Genomic DNA, 21,996 nt, shown 5'->3' with positions numbered 1-21,996 from the left:
ATGCCCCGACCGTGACACCTGTGCGGGCGCGGTCCGGGCGCGCGCCGCGCCGCGCAGCTCCGCGCCGGCCGCGCTGCACGGAGGCTCCACACGGATCCCCCGCAACTTCCCGGATCGGGCGACTCGGGACGAGCTATAACGACCCGGCCATGCCGAAATCCAAGGTTGCTGTGATCCGCACGTCCCCTGCGACGGTGCTATCGGACTACCACCGGCTGATGAACTTGGCCGGTTACCAGGATGTGATCGCCAAGGACGCCGACACGGCGCTCAAGGTGAACATCTCGTGGCACTTCTTCTACCCGAGCTCGTCCACGACGCCCTGGCAGCTGGAGGGCGTCATCCGGGCGATGACGAAGGACGGGTACTCGAAGGACCTGATCCACGCCTGCCACAACCGCACGGTCGTGATCGACGCCCACCTCGGCGAGCGCGAGAACAAGCAGGTCGACGTGGTGCAGGCGCACGGCCTGCGCAACGTCCACCTCTACGAGGGGGAGGAGTGGATCCCGATCGGGGACGCGGTCGGGGATCTCCGGAAGAAGTTCCTCTGTCTGAACGAGGTGTACCCGAAGGGGTTCTCGATCCCGAAGCGCTTCATCGGGGAGAACATCATCCACCTGCCCACGGTGAAGACGCACATCTTCACGACGACCACGGGCGCGATGAAGAACGCGTTCGGCGGCCTGCTGAACGAGCACCGGCACTGGACGCACCCGGTGATCCACGAGACGCTCGTGGACCTCTTGATGATCCAGAAGAAGATCCACCGCGGTGTCTTCGCGGTGATGGATGGCACCTTCGCGGGCGACGGCCCCGGGCCGCGCTGCATGGTGCCGCATGTGAAGAACGTGCTGCTCGCGTCGGCGGACCAGGTGGCGATCGACGCGGTGGCGGCGAAGCTGATGGGGTTCGACCCGATGCGCGACTGCAAGTTCGTGCGGCTCGCGCACGATCTCGGCCTCGGGACGGGCGACGTGCGCGACATCGAGCTCGTGGGCGACCTGGACGCGGCGAACGAGAACTGGAACTTCGACGGGCCGTTCAAGGAGATGACGTTCGCCTCGCGCAACCAGCACCGCATCTACTGGGGACCGCTGAAGAAGCCGGTGGAGTGGTCGCTCAAGACCTGGCTCGCGCCGTGGGCCTACGTGGCGTCGGTCACGTACCACGACATGTTCTGGTACCCGCGGTACGCGAAGGAGAAGATGGCGCCCGTGCTGGAGAGCCCGTGGGGGCGGCTGTTCGCGAACTGGGGCAAGGTGCAGCCGGACGCGGAGGGGCGCGGGTATCCCGAGGTCGGGTCGTCGAGCCCGGATCTGGTCCGCACCGGGGTGCGGCACTTCCTCGAGGGCATGCGCCTCGTGGGGATGGCGGTGGCGGAGTCGCCGGAGATCCAGGTCCGCAAGCGGGCGCGCGCGCAGGCGGCCGGCGGGGGCGGGGCGGCGGCGGTGTAGCCCCTCGGGGCCGGGTCCCGAGCGCAGCGCTCGCCGGGGGCGGTACCTTTCATCCTCCTGCACGGAAGCCCGGCGCCGGCACACTCCGGCGCTGAGCTTTCGCGCAGGAGGGCTCCGTCTCTTTTCGCCGCGCGGCTTGACGCTCCCGTCCGCCCGCGCTTTCATAGGGGTGTCGAAAAAGGCGGACCGGTTCGGTGAGCCCGGTCGCTTCCCGCAAGGGAGCTCTGTCCGACGCACAAGCGCCAGGACCCACGACGAGCAGGACGCAGTCTGCGCTGCGCCTGGTCGGGGCATCCATGGGCGAGCACATCCATCACCAGCATCCTGCGGGAACGCCCGCCGGCACACGCCGGCGCCGGACGGGTCGCGCATGGTGGGTCCCGACCTTTCAACCCCCTGAAAGGACCCGACATGCATCTCAACCACCTCGATCTGTGCGTACCCGACGTCCGGGAGACCAGCGAGTTCTTCGAGCGGTTCTTCGGCTTCCGATGCCAGCGAGAGAAGGGGCGCGACGCCCTCGCCATCCTGCAGGACGAGGCCGGCTTCACGCTCGTGATCAGCCGGCTGCGCGCCGGGGACCCGACCAGCTATCCGGCCCAGTTCCACGTGGGCTTCCTGCTCGAGAGCGAGGCGGCGGTCCAGGAGGCGTATGACCGGATGAGGGAGGCGAACGCGGAGAACGTGTCCCCGCTGCGGGACGTCCGCGGCGGGCCGGTGTTCTACACGCGCGCTCCCGGCGGCGTGCTCGTCGAGGTCAGCCACCGCGGCTGACCGCCCGACCGGCGCTCAGCGCGCCGCGCTCGCCGCGTGCGACGGGCGCCGCCCCGACGTCACGGCCGGCGCGGCGCCCGCGACGAACCTGACGCGCACCGGCTTCGGCCGGAGCGGCGGCAGCGAGCGCGCGAGCCGCTCGTAGGCGTCGCGCCCCACGCGCCGCTCCTCGTGCACGAGCGTCGCCCAGATCTCCGCCTCGCGCGCCTCCGCCTGCTCGGCCGCGCGCGGATCGAAGCGCAGCCCGCGCTCGATGGCCGTCGCGCCGGGCACGCCGCCCTCGGCGCGCCGCGCCGCCCGCTCCCGGAAGACGCCCGGCCCGAAGCGGTCGTACTGGAGGATCGTGTGCGCCGTCGACACCGCGCCGGCCCACGGATAGCTGCGCAGCGTCCAGCCGCGCGACAGGTCGGCGAGCCGCTCGTCGACGTCGGCGCGCTCGGCGTCGGTCTTCCACGGCTCCCGCGGGACGAAGAACAGGCCGAGCCCGAGCTCGTCGCCCTGGAGCTCGAACACCTCGTCGATGCCGAACCGCTCGGGCGCCTGCGCGACCAGCGAGCCGTGCGTCAGCCCGAACTCGCCGACGATGTACACGGCGAGCGCCTCGCGCCGCTCGCGCAGGAAATCGAGCGTCGCCACGGCCTCGGCGTGCGTCTCGGTGGGGAAGTCCGTGAAGCACATCGCCTCGGCGGCCACGCCCGCGGACGCGAGGTGATCGATGACGTCGGAGACGACCTCGACCGGCGCGCCCTTGTCGATGAGGCCGAGGACCCGCGGCGACGCCGACTCGACGCCGAGCGCGCACGCGACGGCGCCCGCGCGGCGCAGCACGTCCGCGCGCTCCCGCGTGAGGTACTTCTCCGGCTTGAGGTCGGTCGTCCACCGCACGTCCAGGCCGGCGTCGAGGATCGCCTGCGCCATCTTCACGAGCGTCTTCGGCGCGACCGAGTCCTGCGACAGGTAGAAGTGGCGGGTGCCGTGCCGCGCGGCGAGCGCCCCGAGGTGCGCCACGATCGTCTCGACGGCGCGCTCGCGGTACGCCGCGGTGCCGACCTCCGCGAGCCCGTAATGGCAGAACGTGCACTTGCCCCAGTAGCAGCCCCGCGTCGGGTCGTACGGGAGCACCAGCGCCGGCGCGAGGTACGCCCCGAGCGGGAGCCCATCGAAGTCGGGCGCCGGGAGCGCCTTCAGGTCCTCCATGCCGTGGCCGGGCGTCCAGCGCGCGCCCATGAGCCGGTCGCGCGCCACGACGTTCGGCACGTCCCGCAGCGGCCGGCCCTCGTCGAGCGCGCGCGCGAGCGCGAGCAGGGTGTGCTCGCCCTCGAAGAGGCACGCCGAGTCGAACGGGCCGAGGGCGCGCGCGAGCCGCTCGCCCGAGAGCCGGAGGAGCAGCTGCGTGACGCCGGGGCCGCCGCACGTGACGTGCGCGCCGGGCAGCGCCTCCTTGATCTTGCGCGCGAACGCGTAGGCGGGCTGGAGCTGGCCCGGGAAGCACACGGAGAGGCCGACGACGTCGGCGCGCGCGTCGCGGAGCCGGGGCACCAGCGCCTGCTGCACCCAGGCGTCGAACGGATCGTGCTCCGGGCGGCTCGACCGGGCGATCTCGTCCATCGACATCAGGCCGAACGGCGTCCGGTACGCCGTGAAGTCGAGCTTGAGGGGGTGGTGCGTGGCGGACACGACGCCGAGCGCCGCCTCGATCGTCGCGACCGCGCGGGCGTAGGCGTCCGGGTCGTAGAAGCCGCCTTCGGCGCGGAGCGTGGCCTTGGCGGCGTCGACCGCGCCCGGGACGGCGTGCGCGTCGCCGCGCGCGCGGGCGAGGGCCAGGTACTCGAGCTGCTCGGCGTGCGGGAGCGCGGCGCGCCGGTCGAGCTCGCCGAGGCGCGCCTCGAGCCGGTCGAGGAGCCCCGCCATGCGGTCCTGGGTGAGGAGCGCGTCGAACGCCTCGACGTTCGCGTCGACGGGCAGCACCTCCACGCCGTTCGCGCGGAGGAAGCCGGTCAGCATCGGCACCGCGAGGTACGGCGCCGTGGGGTCGCAGGTCGGCGGGTAGACGAGCGCGATGCGCATGGGGGGCGGCGGTCTAGCACAGGCCCGGAGGAGCGTCCGGGCCGGTCGACCTCGTCACCCGTTCAATCGGTTCAAAGGCAGAGCTCGCGCCGATCGGCTCACGGCTGCTCCGTGTAGGCATAAAGGCCGATGTAGGTCCCGACGAAGCCGCCGGCCTGCTGCGTGCTCAGGATCTTCCCGTCGACCTCTTCCAGGAGGCTGACCCACGCCCCGGGCTCACGCGCGTAGGAGAAGCTGTAGGCGGCGCCCTGCGCCTCGATCTTGAGGTGGATGGGCGCGCCTGCGGAGAGATCGAGCGGAGCCGAGGCGATCACCTGGGGTTCGCCGCTCGCGCTGCTCCCGGCCTTCTTCTGCAGCTGGATGACCGGCTTGCCGTCCGCCAGCGTGACGCCCAGGAAGTAATAGAAGTCGTCGTTCTGGAACGCGACCAGCCCCGCCGCGTCCCCGGGCGCTGACGGCAGGTACTTCATGGCCGTGGAGGCGGAGGCCCAGCCGTGCTGCTGCCGCCGGCCGACGAACGACGGTTGCTCGCGCCGCCCGAGGTGGGCAGCGCGCGCCTTCAAGGTCAGCCACCCGGGCGACGCGGTGAGATCGTGCCATTGCTCGACGGGCGTGCGGATGAAGTTCCAGGCCGGGGCGAGCTCGTCGCCGTCGAAGTCGTCCCGGTACGTGAAGTTGCCGCTCCTCGGGGTGGCCGGCGTCGGCTGCGGCGGCAGGGCTGGGGCGTCGTGCACGTAGGGCACCGTCTCGGTGCCCGCCGTGATGACCGGCCAGCCGTCGACCCACCGGACCGGCATCAGGAACGTCTCGCGGCCCGTGTTGTAGAGATCGCCCTCGTAGGGCCGGGTGCCCAGAAAGACGGACCACCAGTCGCCGTTCGGCAGCTGAACGAAGTCGGCGTGGCCGGTGGAGGTCACCGGGAAAGGCCGGTTGCGATCGAGGTGGCGCTGCGTGAGGATCGGATTGCCCGCGTAGGGCTCATACGGGCCGGTCGCCGACGCGCTGCGGAACACCACCTCGGAGTGCTGATCGCCTGTGCCGCCCTCGGCGGCGATCAGGTAGTAGGTTCCATCCACCTTGAAGATGTGGGGGCCCTCGATCCAGATCGGCTTCTTCGAGATGTCGACGCCGCCGTCGACGATCACCGATCGCGGGCCGACCATCTTCTGCGTCGCCACGTCGAACTCCTGGATCCAGAGCGCTCGGTGGCCGTCGTAGAGCGACGCGCCAGCCGGCGGGCCGTTGTTGACGACGTAGGCCTTGCCGTTGTCGTCGAAGAAGAAGGAGGGGTCGATCCCGTCGACGCTGTTGAGCCAGATGGGGTCCGACCATGGCCCCGCCGGGTCGGTGGCGGTCACGAAGAAGTTGCCGCCACCGCCGATGAGCGTGGTGACCATGTAGAACACGCCGTCGTGGTACCTGATCGACGGCGCGAAGATGCCCTCGGAGATCGCCTGGCTGTCGAGGTCGAGCTGCGAGGGGCGGTCGAGCACGTGCCCGAGCTGCGTCCAGTGGACGAGATCGCGGCTGTGGAAGATCGGGACGCCGGGGAAGTAGGAGAACGACGAGTTGACGAGGTAGTAGTCCTCCCCGACCCGGCAGAGGCTGGGATCAGGGTAGAACCCTGCGAGGATCGGGTTCGAGTACTCGCCTTCCCCCGCCGTGAACTCCTGATAGACCGGGTCCTTGCCCTCGTACTCGAACCAGCGGAACTGCGGGTTCTTGTTGGGGGCCACCGAGCTATCCGGGTCGGTGCCGCCGGCGCCGCCGTCGCCGCCGGCGCCGCCGTCGCCACCGGTGCCGCCGGTGCCGCCGTCACCGCCGTCGCCGCCGGTGCCGCCGTCGCCGCCGGTGCCGCCGTCACCGCCGGTGCCGCCGGTGCCCGAGCCGGGGCCTTGATCGCCGCTCGTAGGGGGTGCGTCCTCGCTGGTGCACCCGCTCACGAGGAGCGCCAGCAGAGCGAAGGCGACGCGCGCAGCGCGCCGATGGGAGCGCCCCGCCAGCCGTCGGCCTCCATCGACGGACACGAGCTTGCCAGAAACCCCGGACGACCGGGCCTGACTCGGCTCGCTCTCATGACCAACCAGCGCATCCCCGCGCCTCCATTCACTTCCAGGAGGGGCACCGATCGCGGACAAGCTCTTCATGAAGAACACCTCGCTGGTCAGGCTGGACCCGACCACGTCAAGAACATCGGCGAGCCTCGGGACTCGCCGGCAACGACCAAAGGTCGCCCGGAGAGTACTGAAACCTCCGCATGAGTAAACCCTATGAATCAGCTCGAGCCAGGGTCGGATCACCCGGCGGCCCGAGCAGCCGGCAGATCGCCTCGTGAACGACCCGGGCGGGGGCGCGACTCGTCGCTGGATGCCCGGGGGGGTCGTGAGGCATGCTGCGTCGAGCTTCGATGAGCCCATCCACGCAGCACGTCGCGATCACCCCCCTCGGTCCTGCCGAGGCTGCGGCGGTCACCTGGCTCCTGCGCGGCCAGCTCCATGTCACCATCGTCGTGAAGGCGACGTTCGCGCTCGTCCCCGAGGGGCGCATGTCCCTCATGAAGCCGGAGCCCGTCGCGCCGGACGAGCAGCCGGATCCGTCGGGTCGGTGGCTTCGCACCGCGGGCGACCTCGCGCCGTACCGCGCGCAGTGTGACGTCGTGGTGACCGGCCACGCGGAGCTGCCGCCGGGCTTCTCGTCGCCGGAGGTGATGGTCCGGCTCACGGTGGTGCAGGGCGGCCAGGTCCGCATCGACAAGCAAGCGCAGCTCGACGGCTCCGTGCGCGTCGGCGCGGGTCGCTCCCATGTTCGCATCGACGGCATGGGGCCGCTCTCCCGCGCGTCGCCGCCGCGCAGTCGGCTGCTCGGCGGCGTCGACGCGCGCCGCCTCGCGGGCCTCTGGCTCGACATCCCCGAGGGGCTCGACGGGAGCTACTTCCAGGCGGCGCCGGCCGATCAGCGCCTCGGCGCGCTGCGCGGCGACGAGTGGATCGTGCTCGGCGGCATGATCGCGCAGCGGCCGAAGCTCCGGACGCAGCTGCCGGAGGCCCGCGGCGCCGCGCGGCTCTACCGGAGGCACGGCGCGGCGCCGCGGGCTGGAGAGCCGATCGCGCTCCGCGCCGATACCGTGCACGTCGACGTGGATCGGCGCTGCTGCTCCGTGGTGTGGCGTGGCCATCGGCCCGTGGAGGCCGCGGAGCTCGCGTCGCTGCGCGTGCTCGCGGGCGTGGAGCTCCCGGGGCAGCCGGCGGCGTGGGCCGATCCGTTCGGCGCCGGCGGCGCGTCCGCCGCGGGCGCCGCGCCGCCCGAGGCGGCGTCGCGGCGAGGCGACAGGGGCGGCGCGCTGCAGGGCACGAGCCACCTGAGCCTCGAGGAGGCGGCCAGGGTGGTCGCGGCGCCGGTGACGCCGTTCGATCCGTGGCGCGCTCCGGCCCGCGCGGCGCGCTCGAGCGCCGCGCCGCCGGCTGCGCCCGCTGCCGCTGCCGCGCATCGCTCCGAGGGGCCCGCGCCGCGCGCCCGCGAGAGCGATGCGCCGGCGGAAGCGGCCCCGGTCGCGGGGGCTGCTCCGCGCGGGGAGCGCGCGCCGCGTGGTGAGGCTACGCCTCGTGGCGAGACCGCGCCGCCCGGCGAGACCGCCGTGCTCGGGGAGACCAGCCAGCTCAGCCTCGAGGAGGCGGCCAGGGCGGCCGCCTCCTCCTCGACGCCGTTCGGCGCGCGCCGCGCGCCAGCCGCGCCTGCGCGCGCGGCTGCGCCTCGCCCCGCTGCGCCGGCGGCGTCGCACCCGGCCGCCGCCCCGCGCGCAGCGGCGTCCTCGCCCGCGCGGCACGGCGCCCGCGAGCTGCTCGGAGAGACGAGCGCGCTCAGCGTCGAGGAGGCGGCGAAGGCCATCGCCTTCGCGGCGACGCCGTTCGACGCCCGGCGAGCGCCGGCCGCCGCCGCTGCCGAGCCCGCGCGCCGCCCCGCCTCATCGAGCGCGCCTCCGGCCCCGCCCGCGCCCCTCGCGCCGGCGCCTCCCGCCGTGGCGCCGGCCCAGGCGGCGCCGCCCCTCGTTCAGCCACCCGGCCTCGGCGTCGGCGATGCGCGCGGTCTGCCGAAGGGGCTCGGCGCGCAGTTCCTCGCCGCGATGGCCGACGTCGATCTGGCTTCCATCTAACGGGACCGGAAATGGCGGCGCGGCGCCGTCCCGGCGCGCGGCTCGACGGCGCGCCCTAGGTCATCGCGGCGTCTCGCCGGCGTCGAGGGCCGTCGTCCATTGCGGTCGAGCGGGCGTCGCACGTAGGATGGCATCCGGCTGAATGCTGCCCGCGGTCCGTCCGCGCATCCGCTCGGCTCGAGTCTGCTCAAGGGAGAGTCCATGCACTTGTTTCAGGTCGACGGACTGGAGCACGAGCTCCGTGTGACGCAGTTCGAGGGGCGCGAGGGCATCTCCGAGCTCTTCCACTTCGATGTCCTCGTCGCCTCGCCGGAGAAGGACATCGCGTTCACGGACGTCGTGGGCAAGCCGGCGCTGCTCACCTTTCAGATCGGCGAGCAGCCCCGGTTCGTCCACGGCGTGGTCGCGAGCTTCGAGCAGGGCGAGGAGGGGAAGCGGCTCACGGCCTATCACGCCACGATCGTGCCCGACGTCGCGCGCCTCAAGCACCGCCGGAACAGCCGGATCTACCAGGCGCTCACCGCCCCGGAGATCATCGAGAAGGTGCTGCGCGCGGCCGGGATCCCGGGCGAGGGCTACCGCTTCTTGCTGAGCGGGGTTTACCGCGCGCGGGAGTACTGCGTGCAGTACCGGGAGAGCGACTTCGCCTTCGTCTCGCGGCTGCTCGAGGAGGAGGGCATCTGTTACTACTTCGAGCACGGCGAGGGCGGCCACGTGCTCGTGTTCGCCGACAGCCCCTCTGCGCACGGGCCGATCGCGGGGGCGGGCACCGTCGTGTTCCGGCCGCAGCTCGGCGCGCTGTTCCAGGGCGAGCACGTCTCCCGTTTCCGGTACGTCGAGCGGGTGCGGTCGGGGAAGGTGACGCTGCGCGACTACAACTTCAAGAAGCCCGGCCTGTCGCTCGAGAGCAACGCCCAGGCGGACGCGGACGACGACCTCGAGGTCTACGATTATCCGGGCGACTACGACGCGCCCGGCGCGGGCTCGAGCCTCGCCAAGATCCGGCTCGAGCAGCTCCAGACCTCGCGCAGGACGGGCAGCGGCGAGAGCGTCTGTCCGCGCTTCGTCCCGGGCCAGACCTTCACGCTCGCGGAGCACGGCCGCGACGCCTTCAACCGCGAGTATCTGCTCGTCTCCGTGCACCATCACGGCCACGAGCCGGTGGTGGACGCCGTCACCGACAGCGACGTCCCGGCGTACGGGAACCGGTTTCAGGTCATCCCTTCCGACGTCCCTTACCGTCCGCCGTCGGTGACGCCGTGGCCGACGATCAAGGGGATCCAGACGGCGATCGTGGTCGGTCCTCCTGGCGAGGAGGTCTATACGGACGAGCACGGCCGCATCAAGGTCCAGTTCCACTGGGACCGGGAGGGCAAGAAGGACGGCCAGAGCTCGTGCTGGATCCGCGTGAGCCAGGTCTGGGCCGGCGCCGCGTGGGGCGCGGTGTTTCTGCCGCGGATCGGCCATGAGGTGGTGGTCGATTTCCTGGAGGGCGATCCGGACCGGCCGCTCGTGGTGGGGAGCGTCTATCACGGCACCAACGTGCCGCCGTACGCGCTCCCTGCGGAGAAGACGAAGAGCACCCTCAAGTCGAACAGCTCGACGGGGGGCGGCGGGTTCAACGAGCTCCGGTTCGAGGACAAGAAGGGCTCAGAGGAGATCTTCCTGCACGGCCAGAAGGACTGGAACATCGCGATCGAGCACGACAAGAAGCAGTGGATCGGGAACGACGAGATGCTCGATGTCGCCCACGACCGGAGCAAGGTGGTGGGGAACGATCAGAGCGAGGAGATCGGCGGCCACAAGAGCATCGACGTCGCGAAGACCCACACCGAGACGATCGGCGAGGACGAGACCCTCTCGGTCGGCGGCGACAGGGCCGTGAGCGTGGGCGGGGATCACACGGAGTCGGTGTCGGGGAGCCAGTCGATCGACGTGGGCAAGGGCCAGAGCGCGTCGATCGGCGAGAACAAGAGCGAGTCCGTGGGGGGATCGAGCTCGGAGAGCGTCGCCAAGGGCAAGTCGACGAGCGTGGACGAGGGCTACACCCTGACGGTGGGCAAGGACATGACGGTGACCATCGGGAAGAGCGCGAAGGAGGACGTGAAGGAGAAGAAGACGATGATCATCGGCGAGAAGCTCGCGATCCAGTGCGGGGACGCCACGATCACGATCGAGAAGAACGGCAACGTCACCGTGCAGGGGAAGAAGATCACGGTGAAGGGCGAGGGCCCGGTCCGGGTCGAGGGGAAGAAGCTCGACGTGAAGAGCGAGGGGGCCGTGAACGTCGAGGCCTCGGGGAACGTGAAGATCAAGGGGAGCAACGTCGGGGTGAACTGAGGCGGGCAAGGGATCGCGGGCGCTTCGAGGCGAGCGGGAGCGGAGGAGCAGGGCGATGAGGGACGATGGGCGGGCGCCGGCGGCGGAGCAGGGCGGCGAGGTGATCCTGATCGAGGAGGAGGGCGGCGAGGCGGCGGCCTCCGGCGAGGCGGGGGCGGACGGGGCGGCGGGTGAGGCGGACGCGCTCGAGGGCGCGGAGGGGCTGCTCGAGCTCGTTGTCGCGGCGCACGAGGAGCGCGCCGCGGCGGAGGCCGCGAAGGCCGGGCCGATCGACGGGGTCGTGGTGGGGCGGATCGTGGGGTTCGGGCAGAACGGCGATCCGCTCGTCGAGGCGGCCGTCCTGGGAGGCGGCGGGGGCGTCCCTGCGCGCTCGATGACGGCGCTCGGGCCGGAGGACGAGGGGCGGGAGGTCGCGCTGCTGTTCGAGGGCGGTCGGCGCGACAGGCCGGTGGTGATGGGGCGGATGCACGCGGCGGGGGACGGCGCGAGCGCGGCGAGGCGCGACGGCGCGACGGCGACGGCGGACGGCGAGCGGCTGGTGCTCACCGCGGAGAAGGAGATCGTGCTCCAGTGCGGGAAGGCCAGCATCACGCTGACGCGGGCCGGCAAGATCCTGATTCGCGGCGCTTATTTGCTCACGCGGTCCTCCGGGGTGAACCGGATCCAGGGCGGCTCGGTGCAGATCAATTGATCTCGACGATCGACGCCGACGTTGTCGAGCAGCACGCCTCCGAGGCGGCGTTCCTGTGGTCGTACCGGGACGCGGCGGTGCTGGACCCGCTGTATGATCTCGAGAGCCTCGGTGAGCTCGACGAGCGCCTGGAGGCGCACGTCGATGGCCTCCGGCTCGCGGGCGACGCGGGGTGGGAGATCTGCAGGGCGGCCATCGACGAGGAGGAGCCGGGGAGCCTGTTCGCGCCCATGGTGCTCGCGGTCGAGCGGCGGGATCTGAAGGGCATCGCCGAGGTGCTCGACGTGGGCGGGGCCGCTCCGGCGCTCGCGCGGGCGCTGGTGTCGGCGCTCGGCTGGGTGTCGTTCTCGAAGGCGCGGTCGATCCTTCCGGGGCTTTTGTCTCACCGGGTCGGGCCGGAGCTGTACGCGATCGGGATCGCGGCGTGCGCGGTGCAGCGGCAGGATCCCGGGGCGGCGCTGGGATACGCGGTGACGTCGAGCGATCTGCGCCTCAGGGCCAGGGCGCTGCGCGCCGTGGGCGAGCTCGGGCGGGCGGATCTCCTGGACGAGGTGCGGGGCGCGCTGGGCAGCGAGGACGAGGCGTGCCGCTTCGCGGCGGCGTGGTCGGCGGCGGTGCTCGGCGACGCGGCGGCGCCGCGGGTGCTCGGGGCCATCGTGGATCGCGGCGGGCCGTTCGCGGAGCGGGCGTGCGCGATGACGATGCGGCGGATGGATCCGGCGGTGGCGTCGACGTGGCTGCGCGCGCTCGCCGGGGCGCCGCGGGGGGCGCGCGCGGCGCTCGCGGGGGCGGCGGCGCTCGGGGATCCCGCGCTGATGCCGTGGGTCCTCGAGTGCATGGGGACGCCGGAGCTCGCGCGGATGGCGGGCGGGGCGTTCACGATGATCACCGGCGTTGGGCTCGAGGAGGCGAAGCTGCGGGGGGCGCCGCCGGCGGGGTTCCGGAGCGGGCCGAGCGACGATCCGGACGACGAGGACGTCGCGATGGATCCGGACGAGAGCTTGCCGTGGCCGGATCGGGAGAAGATCGCGGCGTGGTGGGGGGGCCGGGGGAGGGAGCTGAAGCGGGGGACGCGGTACCTCTTGGGGAGGCCGATGGAGGTGGCGTGGCTCGAGGAAGTGCTGAAGCGGGGGAGCCAGCCGGCGAGGGCGGCGGCGGCGGTGGAGCTCGGCCTGCGCGGCGCGCGGCGAGGCGTGCAGGAGGTGAGGGCGCCCGCGTGGCACGAGCTCCATCGTCGATGAGGGGCGCTGGAGCGATCTCGGCGCGTTCTCTTCAGCTCCGCGCGATGCGCGGGATGAAGCGGTACTCTCGCCGCGTCTCGAGGCCGACCGTCTCAGCCAGGACCAAGAGCGCCGCCCCTTCCAGGAAGATGTGCCGCTCGGTCGCGTAGCCCATCGCATCGCGCACGAGCGTCCCCCGCTTGCGTTCGAAGGTCTCTCCGCGCTCTTCGATCATCTGCTCGATCCCTGCATCGAAGCATCCCTGATCCCGGCCCGAGAGCCCCCTGAGCGCCAGCAGGCGCGGAGCGAGCAGCCCCTCCAGCGCTCCCTCGAACCGCTCGATCGCGGCGGGGAGCTCGCTCGCCGCCCCGCGCACCAGGCCGTGCAGGGCGTGGGCGTACCAGAAATCGTCCTCGTACTCTTCGCCTTCGATCGGCTGCTGCGGTGCGAGCTCCGCGATGCGTCGCGCCACGTCCGTGGCGCCGATGGCGACGCAGCCGAAGAGCGGATCCAGCAGGCTGGCGCAGCGGAGGCGATGCCGGCGGAGCGCCTGCTGTCGAGCCAACGCAAGCAGCTGCGCGCGCGCCTCGCCAGCCTGGAGCAGCCGATCCCGGAACTCGCGCGTGTCCGCCTCCGACAGCAGGCTGCTCAATGCGGCGAGGAGGTGGAGCCGCGAGGCCTCATGGAGCAGCTCCAGCGTGACCGCCGGCGGGTTTTCGAGCGCCAGCCGCTCCGAAGCCTCATCGAGCAGGAACAGCGCGTTTTCTCTGACCAGGCGTACCCGCATGTGTCTGGTTCCGATCTCGGCGCCAGGAGGACCGATCCGCTCACGGCCCGCCTGGATCGGCAGGTCCCCCTGTCTCGGAGGAAGCTAGAGGTCCCTGTACTCGCTCCCGTAGTCCTCGACGCGCTGGAACGTCATGCCGGTGCACATCGCGGCCTGGATCTCGGCCGCCAGGTCTTCGCGGATGAGGACGAGATCCGGCATGTCGGCCAGGCGGAACAGCTTTGCGTGAGGGCCGATCCGGGCCTCGTCCAGCACCAGCGTCCTGAAGCGCGCCACTTGGTCCTTCACGATATGGCTCGCGTCGAAATCGGAGCGAGACCTGTCCAGGCACGCGACGCTCCCCAGCAGGTTCATGACCTGGTACGTCCGCTTGTCGGGCCGCCGCTTCTTGTCGAGGATCCTCACGGGCAGGAACTCGATCGACGCCCCGGAGCGCTCATCCAGGGTCTTGCGGAGCTTGTCGGAGACCACATGGATCAGGGCGGTGTTCGGGATGGCGTCCGGCAGCTTGATGCCGTACTCGTCGGAGATCCCGAGCGCCGCGTCCGCGGGGAACCAGCCAGCGCACGGCGCCCCCTCGTTCAGCAGGTAGCCTTTCTCGGCGATGCCGTCGGGGAGCTCGTCGATCCACGCGAGCGAAGGGTCGGCTTCCGAATAGGTCCAGACGTAGAAGCGCATCTCCGGCGCTCAGCTCCCCGCGCTCGGAGCGAGCTTTCCTTTCTCGAGCTCGTTGATGTTCGAGAGGCCGACCCCGACCATCCGCACCGTGAGGTTCCAGAGCGACTTTTGCAGGCTCTTGAGCTCAGCGGGGATGTCTTCGGGCGGGTTCCACTCCGTGTGGTCCTTGTCCTTGTCGATCGCCTTTTGCAGCCGCTGCCGGAGCCTCGCCGCCTCGGTCTTGACGACCCGGTTGTAGACGGGGTGCGACCCGCAGTGGTTGGGCAGCCGGTGGATGACGACCTTGCCCGCGTGCTCCGGCAAGAAGATGATGTTCTCGCCGTTGTTGATGTCGTAGTCGACCTTCTGCATGACGGCGAGCTCGTCCGCGCCGATGCTCTTGACGCTGAAGAACTCGACCGGAATCATGTGCTGCGCCTGGTTCCTGTAGGGCGTATTGGCGCCAGCGGCCTTGAAATGCTTGAAGGTGTACCCCTCCGCGTGCTGGTCGCTCCACGGCTGCACGCTCTTGTCCTTGGGCACGATCGGCTTCGGTTTGTGCATCCTCAGCCCGCGCCGGATCGTCATCAGATCGTCGTAGACCGCGCGCTTGCCGCCGTTGCCGCTGATGTGGCTGTGGCCGTTCTCCCGGTGCTTGTTCCCCTGGCGACCGAGGACGGCCTTGTTCTTGGCGAGTTTGTCCGCGTGTGCGTCTTGGCTCATGTCAGCGCGTCTCCGGAACCAACATCCGTACTGCAGCGCAGCCCTCGCGGTCCGAGAGGACGACGAGCGCCTGCCGCCCTGCGTAGCCGCGGGAGAGCCCGCGGCCAGCCACGCACGTCGCGAGCGCCCCTGCCGCCGCGCCCGTCTCCCCGAACGACGCCGCCGGGAAGACGTGCCGCCATGCGTGCAGCGCCGAGCGCCCGTGGAGGCGCGCCAGCGCGTGGCCCCACTCCGCGGCGCGGGGCTCCTCACCGTTGAGATCGACGTAGGCGGTCCCCGTTCGGGCCTCCTCGCCTCCCTCGTCTCCCAGGGCAGCGGTCAGCGCCCGCGCGAGCGCGACCCCGACCGCGGCGTCCGCCCTCTCGGCGAACGAGGGGGGGAGCAGCAGCGACTCAGGCGGCCGCCCGCGCGGGCTCGCCGTGGCGCGCTCGATGAGCAGAAAGACGGCCGCCTCGCCGGGCGCGTAGCCGGCCGGGTTGTCGGCCGTCTTGATCCGGCCTGAGCTCAGGCCTGCATCGATGCGGTCCGGATCGAGCTCGCTGTCGCACGCCCCCACCAGGCAATGATCCAGCCGCTGTCCGCGGAGCGCGTCGATGGCCGCGGCGAGGGCGCGGGCGAAGCCGTACCGCCCGGCGAAGTAGCTCCGCTGCTCGGGGGCCGCCGGGATGCCGCTCTGCTCGCAGCAACGCTGCGCGAAGCGCTCCGCCCATGACGCGAAGGCGGATGTGGGCTCCTCTCCATCGTCGTCCAGCCCGCGCTCCGCGGCCGCGTCGCGGGGGGCGAGCGCGACGAAGAGGCCGGAGCGGCGCGAGGAGAGGCCTCGCTCCTCGAGGAGCGGGCGAAGGTCCATGAGCGCGGCGGCGCCCAGGCGGACGAGCCGGCCGAGCCCCTCGAATCCGTCGGTGACCCCGGAGGCGGGATGGCCGACGAGGAGAGCTTCCGTGTTGGTCGCGTCGTCGTTGTAGGGCCAGTCCGGCATCTCGTGGCCGCGGTTGATCGCGGCCCGCATCGCTGCGGCCGCGCGCTCCGCGCCGCCCAGCGAGGTGCACGCTCCGGAACCCATGATCGCCGCCGCGGCGTGGTACCCCATCGGTCGCCGATCCCTGTCTCAGTATTCCTTCTCGCACACGGCGCACTCCCGCTTCGGCGACTGCCCCGCCGGCAGGACCACCACCACGGGCCCCTGCACCACCGGGAACGGCGGCGTGTTCTTGTCGTTGTGCAGCATCAGGTCGAGCGCCCGCGCCACGTTCTTCCCCTCGAACTTCACGTCGAACGAGAAGTTCACGAACTCCGCCTTCCCCTTGGTCTTGCCCGACACGATCCCGCCGAGCGAGCCGGCCTCGTCGCCGGTGCTCGTGCTGAAGTTCGAGTCCTTGACGCAGACCGACTCCCCGTCGCACTTCACCTTCTTCGTGCCCTTGGACGTGTCGCCGCTCTTGGCGACGTTCGGGTAAGGGATCGGCACGGGCGGCGCTGGCGGCGCCGGGGTCTTGCACACGTCCGGGAACGCCATCGTGATCCCGCTGCTCTTCGCGTGGACCACCGACATCATGTTCACGCCGACCGTCACGCCCATCGCCATCTCCTCACGACGAAAGCCTCACTGAGGCCGCGCCCGCTCTCTGGACCACCCCGAGGGGACCTGTCGCCGGACGATGCCCAGATCTTCCTCGATCGCGATCGCGCGCACGTCGTGCGGCCCGTCCTGCAGCGCGACGTGCCCTCGGTACTGCAGCAGCACGCGATCGACATCCGTGTCCACGATCACCGTGTCCAGCCGGAGCTCCACCTGCGCATCGTCCCGCCGCGCGAGCCCCACCCGGCACCCGGGCGCGACGAGCCCTGGCAGCCGGAACGAGAGCCTCCCGAGCGGCGACGCGTTCTCCACCAGCACCGGCTCGTCGCCCCTCAGGTACCCCGGCGCGACGAGCCCCTTCGATGCCGCATTGAAGAACCGACGATCGAAGTCCCTGGGCAGGAGCGGCATCCGCTCCTTCGACCACGCCTCGTCGTAGGTGCCGGCCAGCGCGGCCCGGGGCTGCCAGTCCGGCGAGACGAACCCCACGCCCGCCGGCGCGACCGCCTGACCGTAGCGCTGCAGGGGCTCGTCCGGATCCTCGATGTTCGGCAGGCGGAGCCCCTCCTCGACGGCCGCGTCCGGCGCGCGGAAGCCCATCCCGACGGGGTTCCGCGGCTCGAACGCGCGCCTCTCCGCATCGGGGTGGCCAACGTCCCAGCCGCCGAAGGCGTGCTCGTAGCTGAGCGGGATCCGGTCGAACGGCCGCGGTCGCGACGCGACCAGCGCTCCACCGCTCCGAACCCACGCCCGATCCCCGAACACCCGCACCGCCTTCCCGACCGGGCCGACGCGGAACACCACCTGGAGCTCCGGGACGGCATGGCGCGGCGCCTGCGCGTGGCCGACCAGGACCACATCCGTGGCGGGCTTGAAGAAGGCGAACGCCGGTTCGAACCGGTAGCTCGACGTGGCGGCGTCTGCGCCCCAGAGCTCCCCGGCGAGGCTCGGCGGCGGCTGCTGCTCGGCGCGCTCGAGGCCGCGCACGGCGTGCAGCGTGAACGTCGCCTGGACCAGCACGACGAGCAGCGGGCGGCCCTCCTCGTCGGCGAGGAAGAGGGGCTCCATGGCCCACGGCGTCTGGTTGTCGACCGCGGGATGCCCCATCAGACGGCAGGATCTCCGATCGGCCGGAACGGCGCAATAGCCTCAGCGCGCGCCTGCCGCCGCTCGCCTCGACGCGCGCTCGCCCCCGCTGTTCTCACCGCACCACCCGCAGCGCGCCGCCGCGGCTGCCGACCACGATCGGTATCTGCAACGTGCTCTCGTCCGCGTCCGGCGGCGTCTCCAGCAGCGGCTCCCCTCCGGGCCGCCGCAGCTCGCAGAGCCTCTCCCCCGCGCAGGGCGCGAGCTCCACGTCCTCGCGCTCGAAGTCCGTCACGAACCCCCGCGGCGCGTAGTCGGCCTGCAGGACGCCGCGCAGGCTCGCCCGGATGGCGCCCGCGTCGTCGTCGTAAGCCGCCGCGTACGCCCGCACCTTCGGCTCCATCTCGGCCACGAGCCCGTCCACGTCGCCCGCGCGCGCGAGGTCGCGCAGCCGGATCGCATAGTCGCGCAGCGCCTCCTCGTCCGGCACGGGCTCGCCGCCGGTCAGCTCGGCCGTGAAGTCCGGCCCCGCGCCGTCGAACGCGAAGCGGAACGCCTGCGGGATCGGAAGCTCCTCGCCGCGCTCGTCCGCGGTCTGCATCCGCCGGGTGAGCTCGCGCATCACGGCGATCTCGAGCACCACCGGCCCCTCGCCCGGCGCCACCGCGTCGCCCTTGCCGTAGACGCGCACCGCGCCCTCGAGCTCCACGCCCCGGAGGTCGCCGGGGGAGCCGTCGTCGCGCGGCAGCGGAGAGACCTCCACGTCGAGCCGGTTCGCGCCCGCGACGAGGTACAGGTTGATCGGCGGCGCGAACCACTCGGGCTGCTCGCCCTCGGCCGTGAGCTCCACGACGGGCACGTCGTTCAGCCGCACGCGCACCCGGCACCGCTCCGCCTTCGTCTCGAGGTGGTAGATGGGAAAGCTCATCGTTAGTTAGGTTAACTTATCGTTCGAACGGGCCTCTACCGCGTCGTGCCCTGTCGCCCCGCGCCCCGGCGGGCTCAGCCGGCGAGCTTCCGGAGCGGGCTCGCGCCGTCGTCCAGGTGCTTCTGGAGGCTGCGGCCGTCGATCGCGCCATCGAGGTACGCCTTGAACCGATCGGCCTCGATCCAGTCGCGCCCCCAGCGGTCGCCGAGCGCGTCGAGATCCTGGCGGACGGCGTTCGCGAGCGCGTCGACCATCTCGGGCGTGCGGTGGAACGCGCGGTCGCGCTCGACGCGCGCCGCGAGCGCGCCGGCGATCTCGTCGACGGTCCACGCCTTGTCCGCGACGAACGCGCTCCCGGACGGCGTGAAGACCCGGATATCCCAGCTGTTCGAGAGCACCTTGGCCAGCACCGCCTTGATCGCGTCGCGGCTCATGAACGGCGGCTTGTACTCCTTCGGGCTGGGCCACTCGACGTGGAGCCGCTCGCTCTTCGGGACCAGCGTGCCCTTCCACTTCTTTGTGCCGCCGATGCCCCACATCCCGACCGAGCCCGTCGCGGTGCACTCGATGCCCGTCCACACGAACCCGCCGTCGATGCTGACGATCTGCGAGCGGTTCGGCTGGTTGATGCCGAGCGTCAGATCGACCTCGAGCGCGGTCTCCATCTTCGCGTTGAACTTGAAGAAATAGCCCGCCTCCGCCCGCGCGCCGAGGGCGCCGCCGATGCTGCCCTTGCCCTGCAGCGCGGCCCCCGGCGCGCCGTCGGGCTTGTACCGGGTGCCGCTCACCTCGACCCCGAGCGAGCCCGAGACCTGGCCGAAGACCTGGAGCTTGAAGCTGTAGGCGCTGACGCCCACGCCGATCTCGAACGTGATGCTGAAGATGTCGAGCGCGGCCTTGACGTCGATGTAGCGGAAGACGCGGTGATCCTGCCACTCCTGCCAATACCACTCCGCCGCGAGCCCGCCCTGCATCACCTGGATCTCGAGATCGACATACCAGCCGACCTGCGGCGCGTAGCTCTTGATCGTCTTGATGATGCCGAGCCCCTCCTTGATGAACTCGAGGAGGCTCCCCACGACCTTCGCGGCGTCGATCGACAGCGCCCCGCCGTCGCGGCTCAGCACGATCGCGTCGGCGAGCTTCGTGCTCGTCTCGGACTCGGGCTCGTGCTTCTGCGTCGTCTTCCCGCCGGTCGTGGTCGTGGTGTGCGACGACGAGCTCGAGGCGATCTTCAAGGTCGACGGCTTCCAGCCCTCCGCGCTGACCTCGAGCTTCTCCTTGACCGTCTTCTTCTTGGTCATCAAGAGCTTCGACAGCGAATCTCCCTCGATCGACCGCGACGAGGCGGTGTACTTGTAGCCTGCCTTGAAGCTCTCCAGCGGAGGGAACTTGAGCTCCAGCTTGAACTGCCGCGGATTGTAGACCTCGACGCTGACCGGCCGCGGCCCCGCCCCGAACGTGTACGACGTCTTCTCGTTCAGCGCCCGCCAGAAGGGGGGGAAGGGGAAGCGCAGCTCGTTCAGCTCGCCGAGGTACGCGACCTCGCCCTTGTACGCCGTGTACCCCGCGCTCGCGCCGGACTGGCTCGCCTTGGCCTCCGGGTGTCCGGACGTGGTGAGCGGGAGCGAGGGGGGCATGCTGCCGAGGTAGTCGTCGCGCCAGTGGACCGTGACCGAATCCTTGGTCTTGCCCTTGTCGGGGACGACCTGGATCAGCGCGCCGCGCTCGAAGAAGGGGCGAGAGCCGGCCGCGTGGTGCTTGCACTCGATCTTCCAGTCGCGGACCTTGGCCTCGGCCTCCTTCGGCTTCGCCTCGGGCGGCTTCTCCTCCGTGGCCGCCTGGCGCTCGCCGTTCTGGGCCGGCGACGAGTCGAGGCGCGCGATCTCGCGTGAGAGCTCGCGCCGGCGGACCAGGACCAGCGTGCCCATCGACAGGCGCCGCGTCACCAGCAGGCAGAGCTGGTGATCGTCGGGCGGGAAGGCGAGCTCCAGCGCGTCGTCCTCGAGCGCGCGCAGCAGCCGGTAGCGGTTGGAGGGGTCCTCGAGGAGCAGCCGCACGTGCCGTTCGATCGCGTCGGGATCGGTCACGGCGAGGCCGTCGCCGAGGTCCGTCGCGCCGAGCGCCGAGCGCAGCTCGAGCGGCTCGTGGAAGGAAGCGAGGAACATGCGGCTCAAGGGTTCACCTGGGGGTGCGCGCGACGTGGCCATCGGCCAGGAGAGCCAGGCGACCTCGGCCTGTCAAGCAGAACCCGCGAGACCAGGGGCGGGCCGCTCTCGTGCGAGTATTGAGCGCGTCTCGAGCCGTGCGGCGCGCGTCGCGAGCGCGTCCGCTGCGCCTTTCCTTCTCGAACCCGATCGGTGTACTACCGCGGCCGCCGTTTCCGTCGCCGTCCCTTTCGCCGTCGCGATCCGTGGTGAGACCACGGCAGCCCAGCAGGTGCCCATGCGCAAGATCGTCGTCCACGAGCCCGGCAGCCACGACAAGCTCCGCGTCGAGGAGCACCCCGACCCGGTCCCCGGGCGCGGCGAGGTTCTCGTCGACGTGCAGGCGGCGGGCGTCAACTACGCGGATTGCGTCGTTCGTATGGGCCTCTACGAGTCGGCGAAGAAGTACGTCGGCTGGCCCATCACGCCCGGCTTCGAGGTCGCGGGCACGGTCGCCGCGCTCGGCGAGGGCGTCTCGGATCTCGCGCCGGGGGCGTCCGTCATCGGCGTGGTCCGCTTCGGCGGCTACGCCTCGCGCGTCGTGGTCCCGCGCCACCAGGTCTTCCCGCTGCCGTCGCGGCTCACGCCGGAGCAGGCGGCGGGCTTCCCGGCGGTGTTCATGACGGCGTACTACGCGCTGTTCGAGCTGGTGCGGCTGCGGCCGGGCATGGTCTTGCTGGTGCACTCGGCCGCCGGCGGCGTGGGCAGCGCGCTGGTGCAGCTCGGCAAGATCGCCGGCTGCCGCGTGGTCGGCGTGGTGGGCGCGGCGCACAAGGTCGAGCCGGCGAGGCGCCTCGGCGCCGACGCGGTGATCGACAAGAGCAGCGAGCCGCTCTGGGCGGCGGCGGAGCGGCACGCGCCCGAGGGCTACGACGTGGTCCTCGACGCGAACGGGGTCGAGACGCTGCGGCAGAGCTACCGGCACCTGGCATCGGCGGGGAAGCTCGTCGTGTACGGCTTCCACACGATGCTGCCGCGGCAGGGCGGCCGCCCGAATTACCCGAAGCTCGCGGTCGACTTCCTCCGGATGCCGCGCTTCAACCCGCTCGATCTCTGCAACGACAACAAGAGCGTGCTGGCCTTCAACCTGTCGTACCTGTTCCACAAGGCGGAGATCCTGCGCGAGGCGATGGACCGGCTCGCGGGCTGGCTGGAAGAGGGTCGCCTGTCGGCGCCGCTGGTGACGGCGTTCCCGCTGGATCGGGCCGCGGACGCGCACCGGGCGATCGAGTCGGGCAAGACGGTGGGCAAGCTGGTGCTGACGATGTAGCCGGCGGCTGTCGAGAGGCTTCGGGGAGAATTGATTTTCAGCCCGGAGGGTGTCGAGAGG

17 protein-coding genes are annotated in these 21,996 nt (G+C 71.5%); 7 read left to right on the top strand and 10 right to left on the bottom strand.

Translation table 11 applies throughout. The annotated features are described in order from the left end of the window. Positions 1 to 149 precede the first annotated feature (149 nt). Positions 150 to 1,457: a DUF362 domain-containing protein gene (locus WMF20_RS29830; RefSeq protein ID WP_437605291.1), complete on the top strand. Its 1,308-nt coding sequence runs from the start codon at positions 150 to 152 to the stop codon at positions 1,455 to 1,457. A 411-nt stretch (positions 1,458 to 1,868) separates the two neighbouring features. Further along, the gene (locus tag WMF20_RS29825; protein WP_129577614.1) at positions 1,869 to 2,231 is read left to right on the top strand and encodes a VOC family protein; all 363 of its coding nucleotides are present in this window, start codon (positions 1,869 to 1,871) and stop codon (positions 2,229 to 2,231) included. A 15-nt stretch (positions 2,232 to 2,246) separates the two neighbouring features. Here WMF20_RS29825 and WMF20_RS29820 read toward each other — a convergent pair whose 3' ends face one another. Both WMF20_RS29820 and WMF20_RS29815 read right to left on the bottom strand, forming a co-directional pair. Continuing rightward, positions 2,247 to 4,298 carry a B12-binding domain-containing radical SAM protein gene (locus WMF20_RS29820; RefSeq protein WP_437605290.1) on the bottom strand — a complete coding sequence of 684 codons (2,052 nt, stop codon included), beginning with the start codon at positions 4,296 to 4,298 and terminating at the stop codon, positions 2,247 to 2,249. Positions 4,299 to 4,396: 98 nt separating this feature from the next. Continuing rightward, positions 4,397 to 6,241: a glycoside hydrolase family 43 protein gene (locus WMF20_RS29815; RefSeq protein WP_437605289.1), complete on the bottom strand. Its 1,845-nt coding sequence runs from the start codon at positions 6,239 to 6,241 to the stop codon at positions 4,397 to 4,399. A 464-nt stretch (positions 6,242 to 6,705) separates the two neighbouring features. Here WMF20_RS29815 and WMF20_RS29810 point away from each other — a divergent pair, with 464 nt between their 5' ends. The 4 genes from WMF20_RS29810 (at position 6,706) to WMF20_RS29795 (ending at position 12,720) form a co-directional block, all read left to right on the top strand. Then, positions 6,706 to 8,448 (top strand): DUF2169 domain-containing protein, encoded by a 1,743-nt coding sequence (locus tag WMF20_RS29810; RefSeq protein ID WP_437605288.1) that lies wholly within the window; start codon positions 6,706 to 6,708, stop codon positions 8,446 to 8,448. Positions 8,449 to 8,649: 201 nt separating this feature from the next. Then, positions 8,650 to 10,788 (top strand): type VI secretion system Vgr family protein, encoded by a 2,139-nt coding sequence (locus WMF20_RS29805; protein ID WP_437605287.1) that lies wholly within the window; start codon positions 8,650 to 8,652, stop codon positions 10,786 to 10,788. Positions 10,789 to 10,843: 55 nt separating this feature from the next. Then, positions 10,844 to 11,479, top strand: a complete 636-nt coding sequence (locus tag WMF20_RS29800) for a DUF6484 domain-containing protein (RefSeq protein ID WP_437605286.1) — start codon at positions 10,844 to 10,846, stop codon at positions 11,477 to 11,479. After that, the gene (locus WMF20_RS29795) at positions 11,476 to 12,720 is read left to right on the top strand and encodes a TIGR02270 family protein (protein ID WP_437605285.1); all 1,245 of its coding nucleotides are present in this window, start codon (positions 11,476 to 11,478) and stop codon (positions 12,718 to 12,720) included. The genes WMF20_RS29800 and WMF20_RS29795 overlap by 4 nt, the downstream gene beginning before the upstream one ends. A 31-nt stretch (positions 12,721 to 12,751) precedes the next feature. Here the strand turns inward: WMF20_RS29795 and WMF20_RS29790 are convergent, their stop codons facing one another. From WMF20_RS29790 to WMF20_RS29755, 8 genes are all read right to left on the bottom strand, one after another. After that, positions 12,752 to 13,486 carry a hypothetical protein gene (locus WMF20_RS29790; protein WP_437605284.1) on the bottom strand — a complete coding sequence of 245 codons (735 nt, stop codon included), beginning with the start codon at positions 13,484 to 13,486 and terminating at the stop codon, positions 12,752 to 12,754. 84 nt (positions 13,487 to 13,570) lie between these two features. Beyond that, the gene (locus WMF20_RS29785) at positions 13,571 to 14,164 is read right to left on the bottom strand and encodes an imm11 family protein (RefSeq protein ID WP_437605283.1); all 594 of its coding nucleotides are present in this window, start codon (positions 14,162 to 14,164) and stop codon (positions 13,571 to 13,573) included. A 9-nt stretch (positions 14,165 to 14,173) separates the two neighbouring features. Next, entirely contained in the window at positions 14,174 to 14,866 is a 693-nt protein-coding gene (locus tag WMF20_RS29780; RefSeq protein WP_437605282.1) for an AHH domain-containing protein, read from the bottom strand. Between the two features lies 1 nt (position 14,867). Continuing rightward, positions 14,868 to 15,929, bottom strand: coding sequence for a hypothetical protein (locus WMF20_RS29775; protein WP_437605281.1), 1,062 nt, complete (start codon positions 15,927 to 15,929; stop codon positions 14,868 to 14,870). 45 nt (positions 15,930 to 15,974) lie between these two features. Further along, entirely contained in the window at positions 15,975 to 16,445 is a 471-nt protein-coding gene (locus WMF20_RS29770) for a DUF4150 domain-containing protein (protein WP_129577603.1), read from the bottom strand. A gap of 24 nt (positions 16,446 to 16,469) precedes the next feature. Further along, positions 16,470 to 17,552 (bottom strand): DUF2169 family type VI secretion system accessory protein, encoded by a 1,083-nt coding sequence (locus WMF20_RS29765; protein ID WP_437605280.1) that lies wholly within the window; start codon positions 17,550 to 17,552, stop codon positions 16,470 to 16,472. Between the two features lie 94 nt (positions 17,553 to 17,646). Continuing rightward, on the bottom strand, positions 17,647 to 18,459 hold the full coding sequence (locus WMF20_RS29760) for a hypothetical protein (RefSeq protein WP_437605279.1): 813 nt from the start codon (positions 18,457 to 18,459) through the stop codon (positions 17,647 to 17,649). Positions 18,460 to 18,533: 74 nt separating this feature from the next. Beyond that, positions 18,534 to 20,627, bottom strand: coding sequence for a hypothetical protein (locus tag WMF20_RS29755; protein ID WP_437605278.1), 2,094 nt, complete (start codon positions 20,625 to 20,627; stop codon positions 18,534 to 18,536). 277 nt (positions 20,628 to 20,904) lie between these two features. Between WMF20_RS29755 and WMF20_RS29750 the strand changes: the two genes are divergently transcribed. Further along, positions 20,905 to 21,936 (top strand): synaptic vesicle VAT-1 family membrane protein, encoded by a 1,032-nt coding sequence (locus tag WMF20_RS29750; protein WP_437605277.1) that lies wholly within the window; start codon positions 20,905 to 20,907, stop codon positions 21,934 to 21,936. The last annotated feature ends 60 nt before the right edge of the window (positions 21,937 to 21,996 follow it).

Origin of the sequence: Sorangium sp. So ce834, from assembly GCF_051521425.1 — a bacterium.
Lineage (GTDB): Bacteria > Myxococcota_A > Polyangia > Polyangiales > Polyangiaceae > Sorangium > Sorangium cellulosum_D.
Note: the sequence above shows the minus strand (reverse complement) of the source record. Positions and strands in the feature narration are given on the sequence as shown.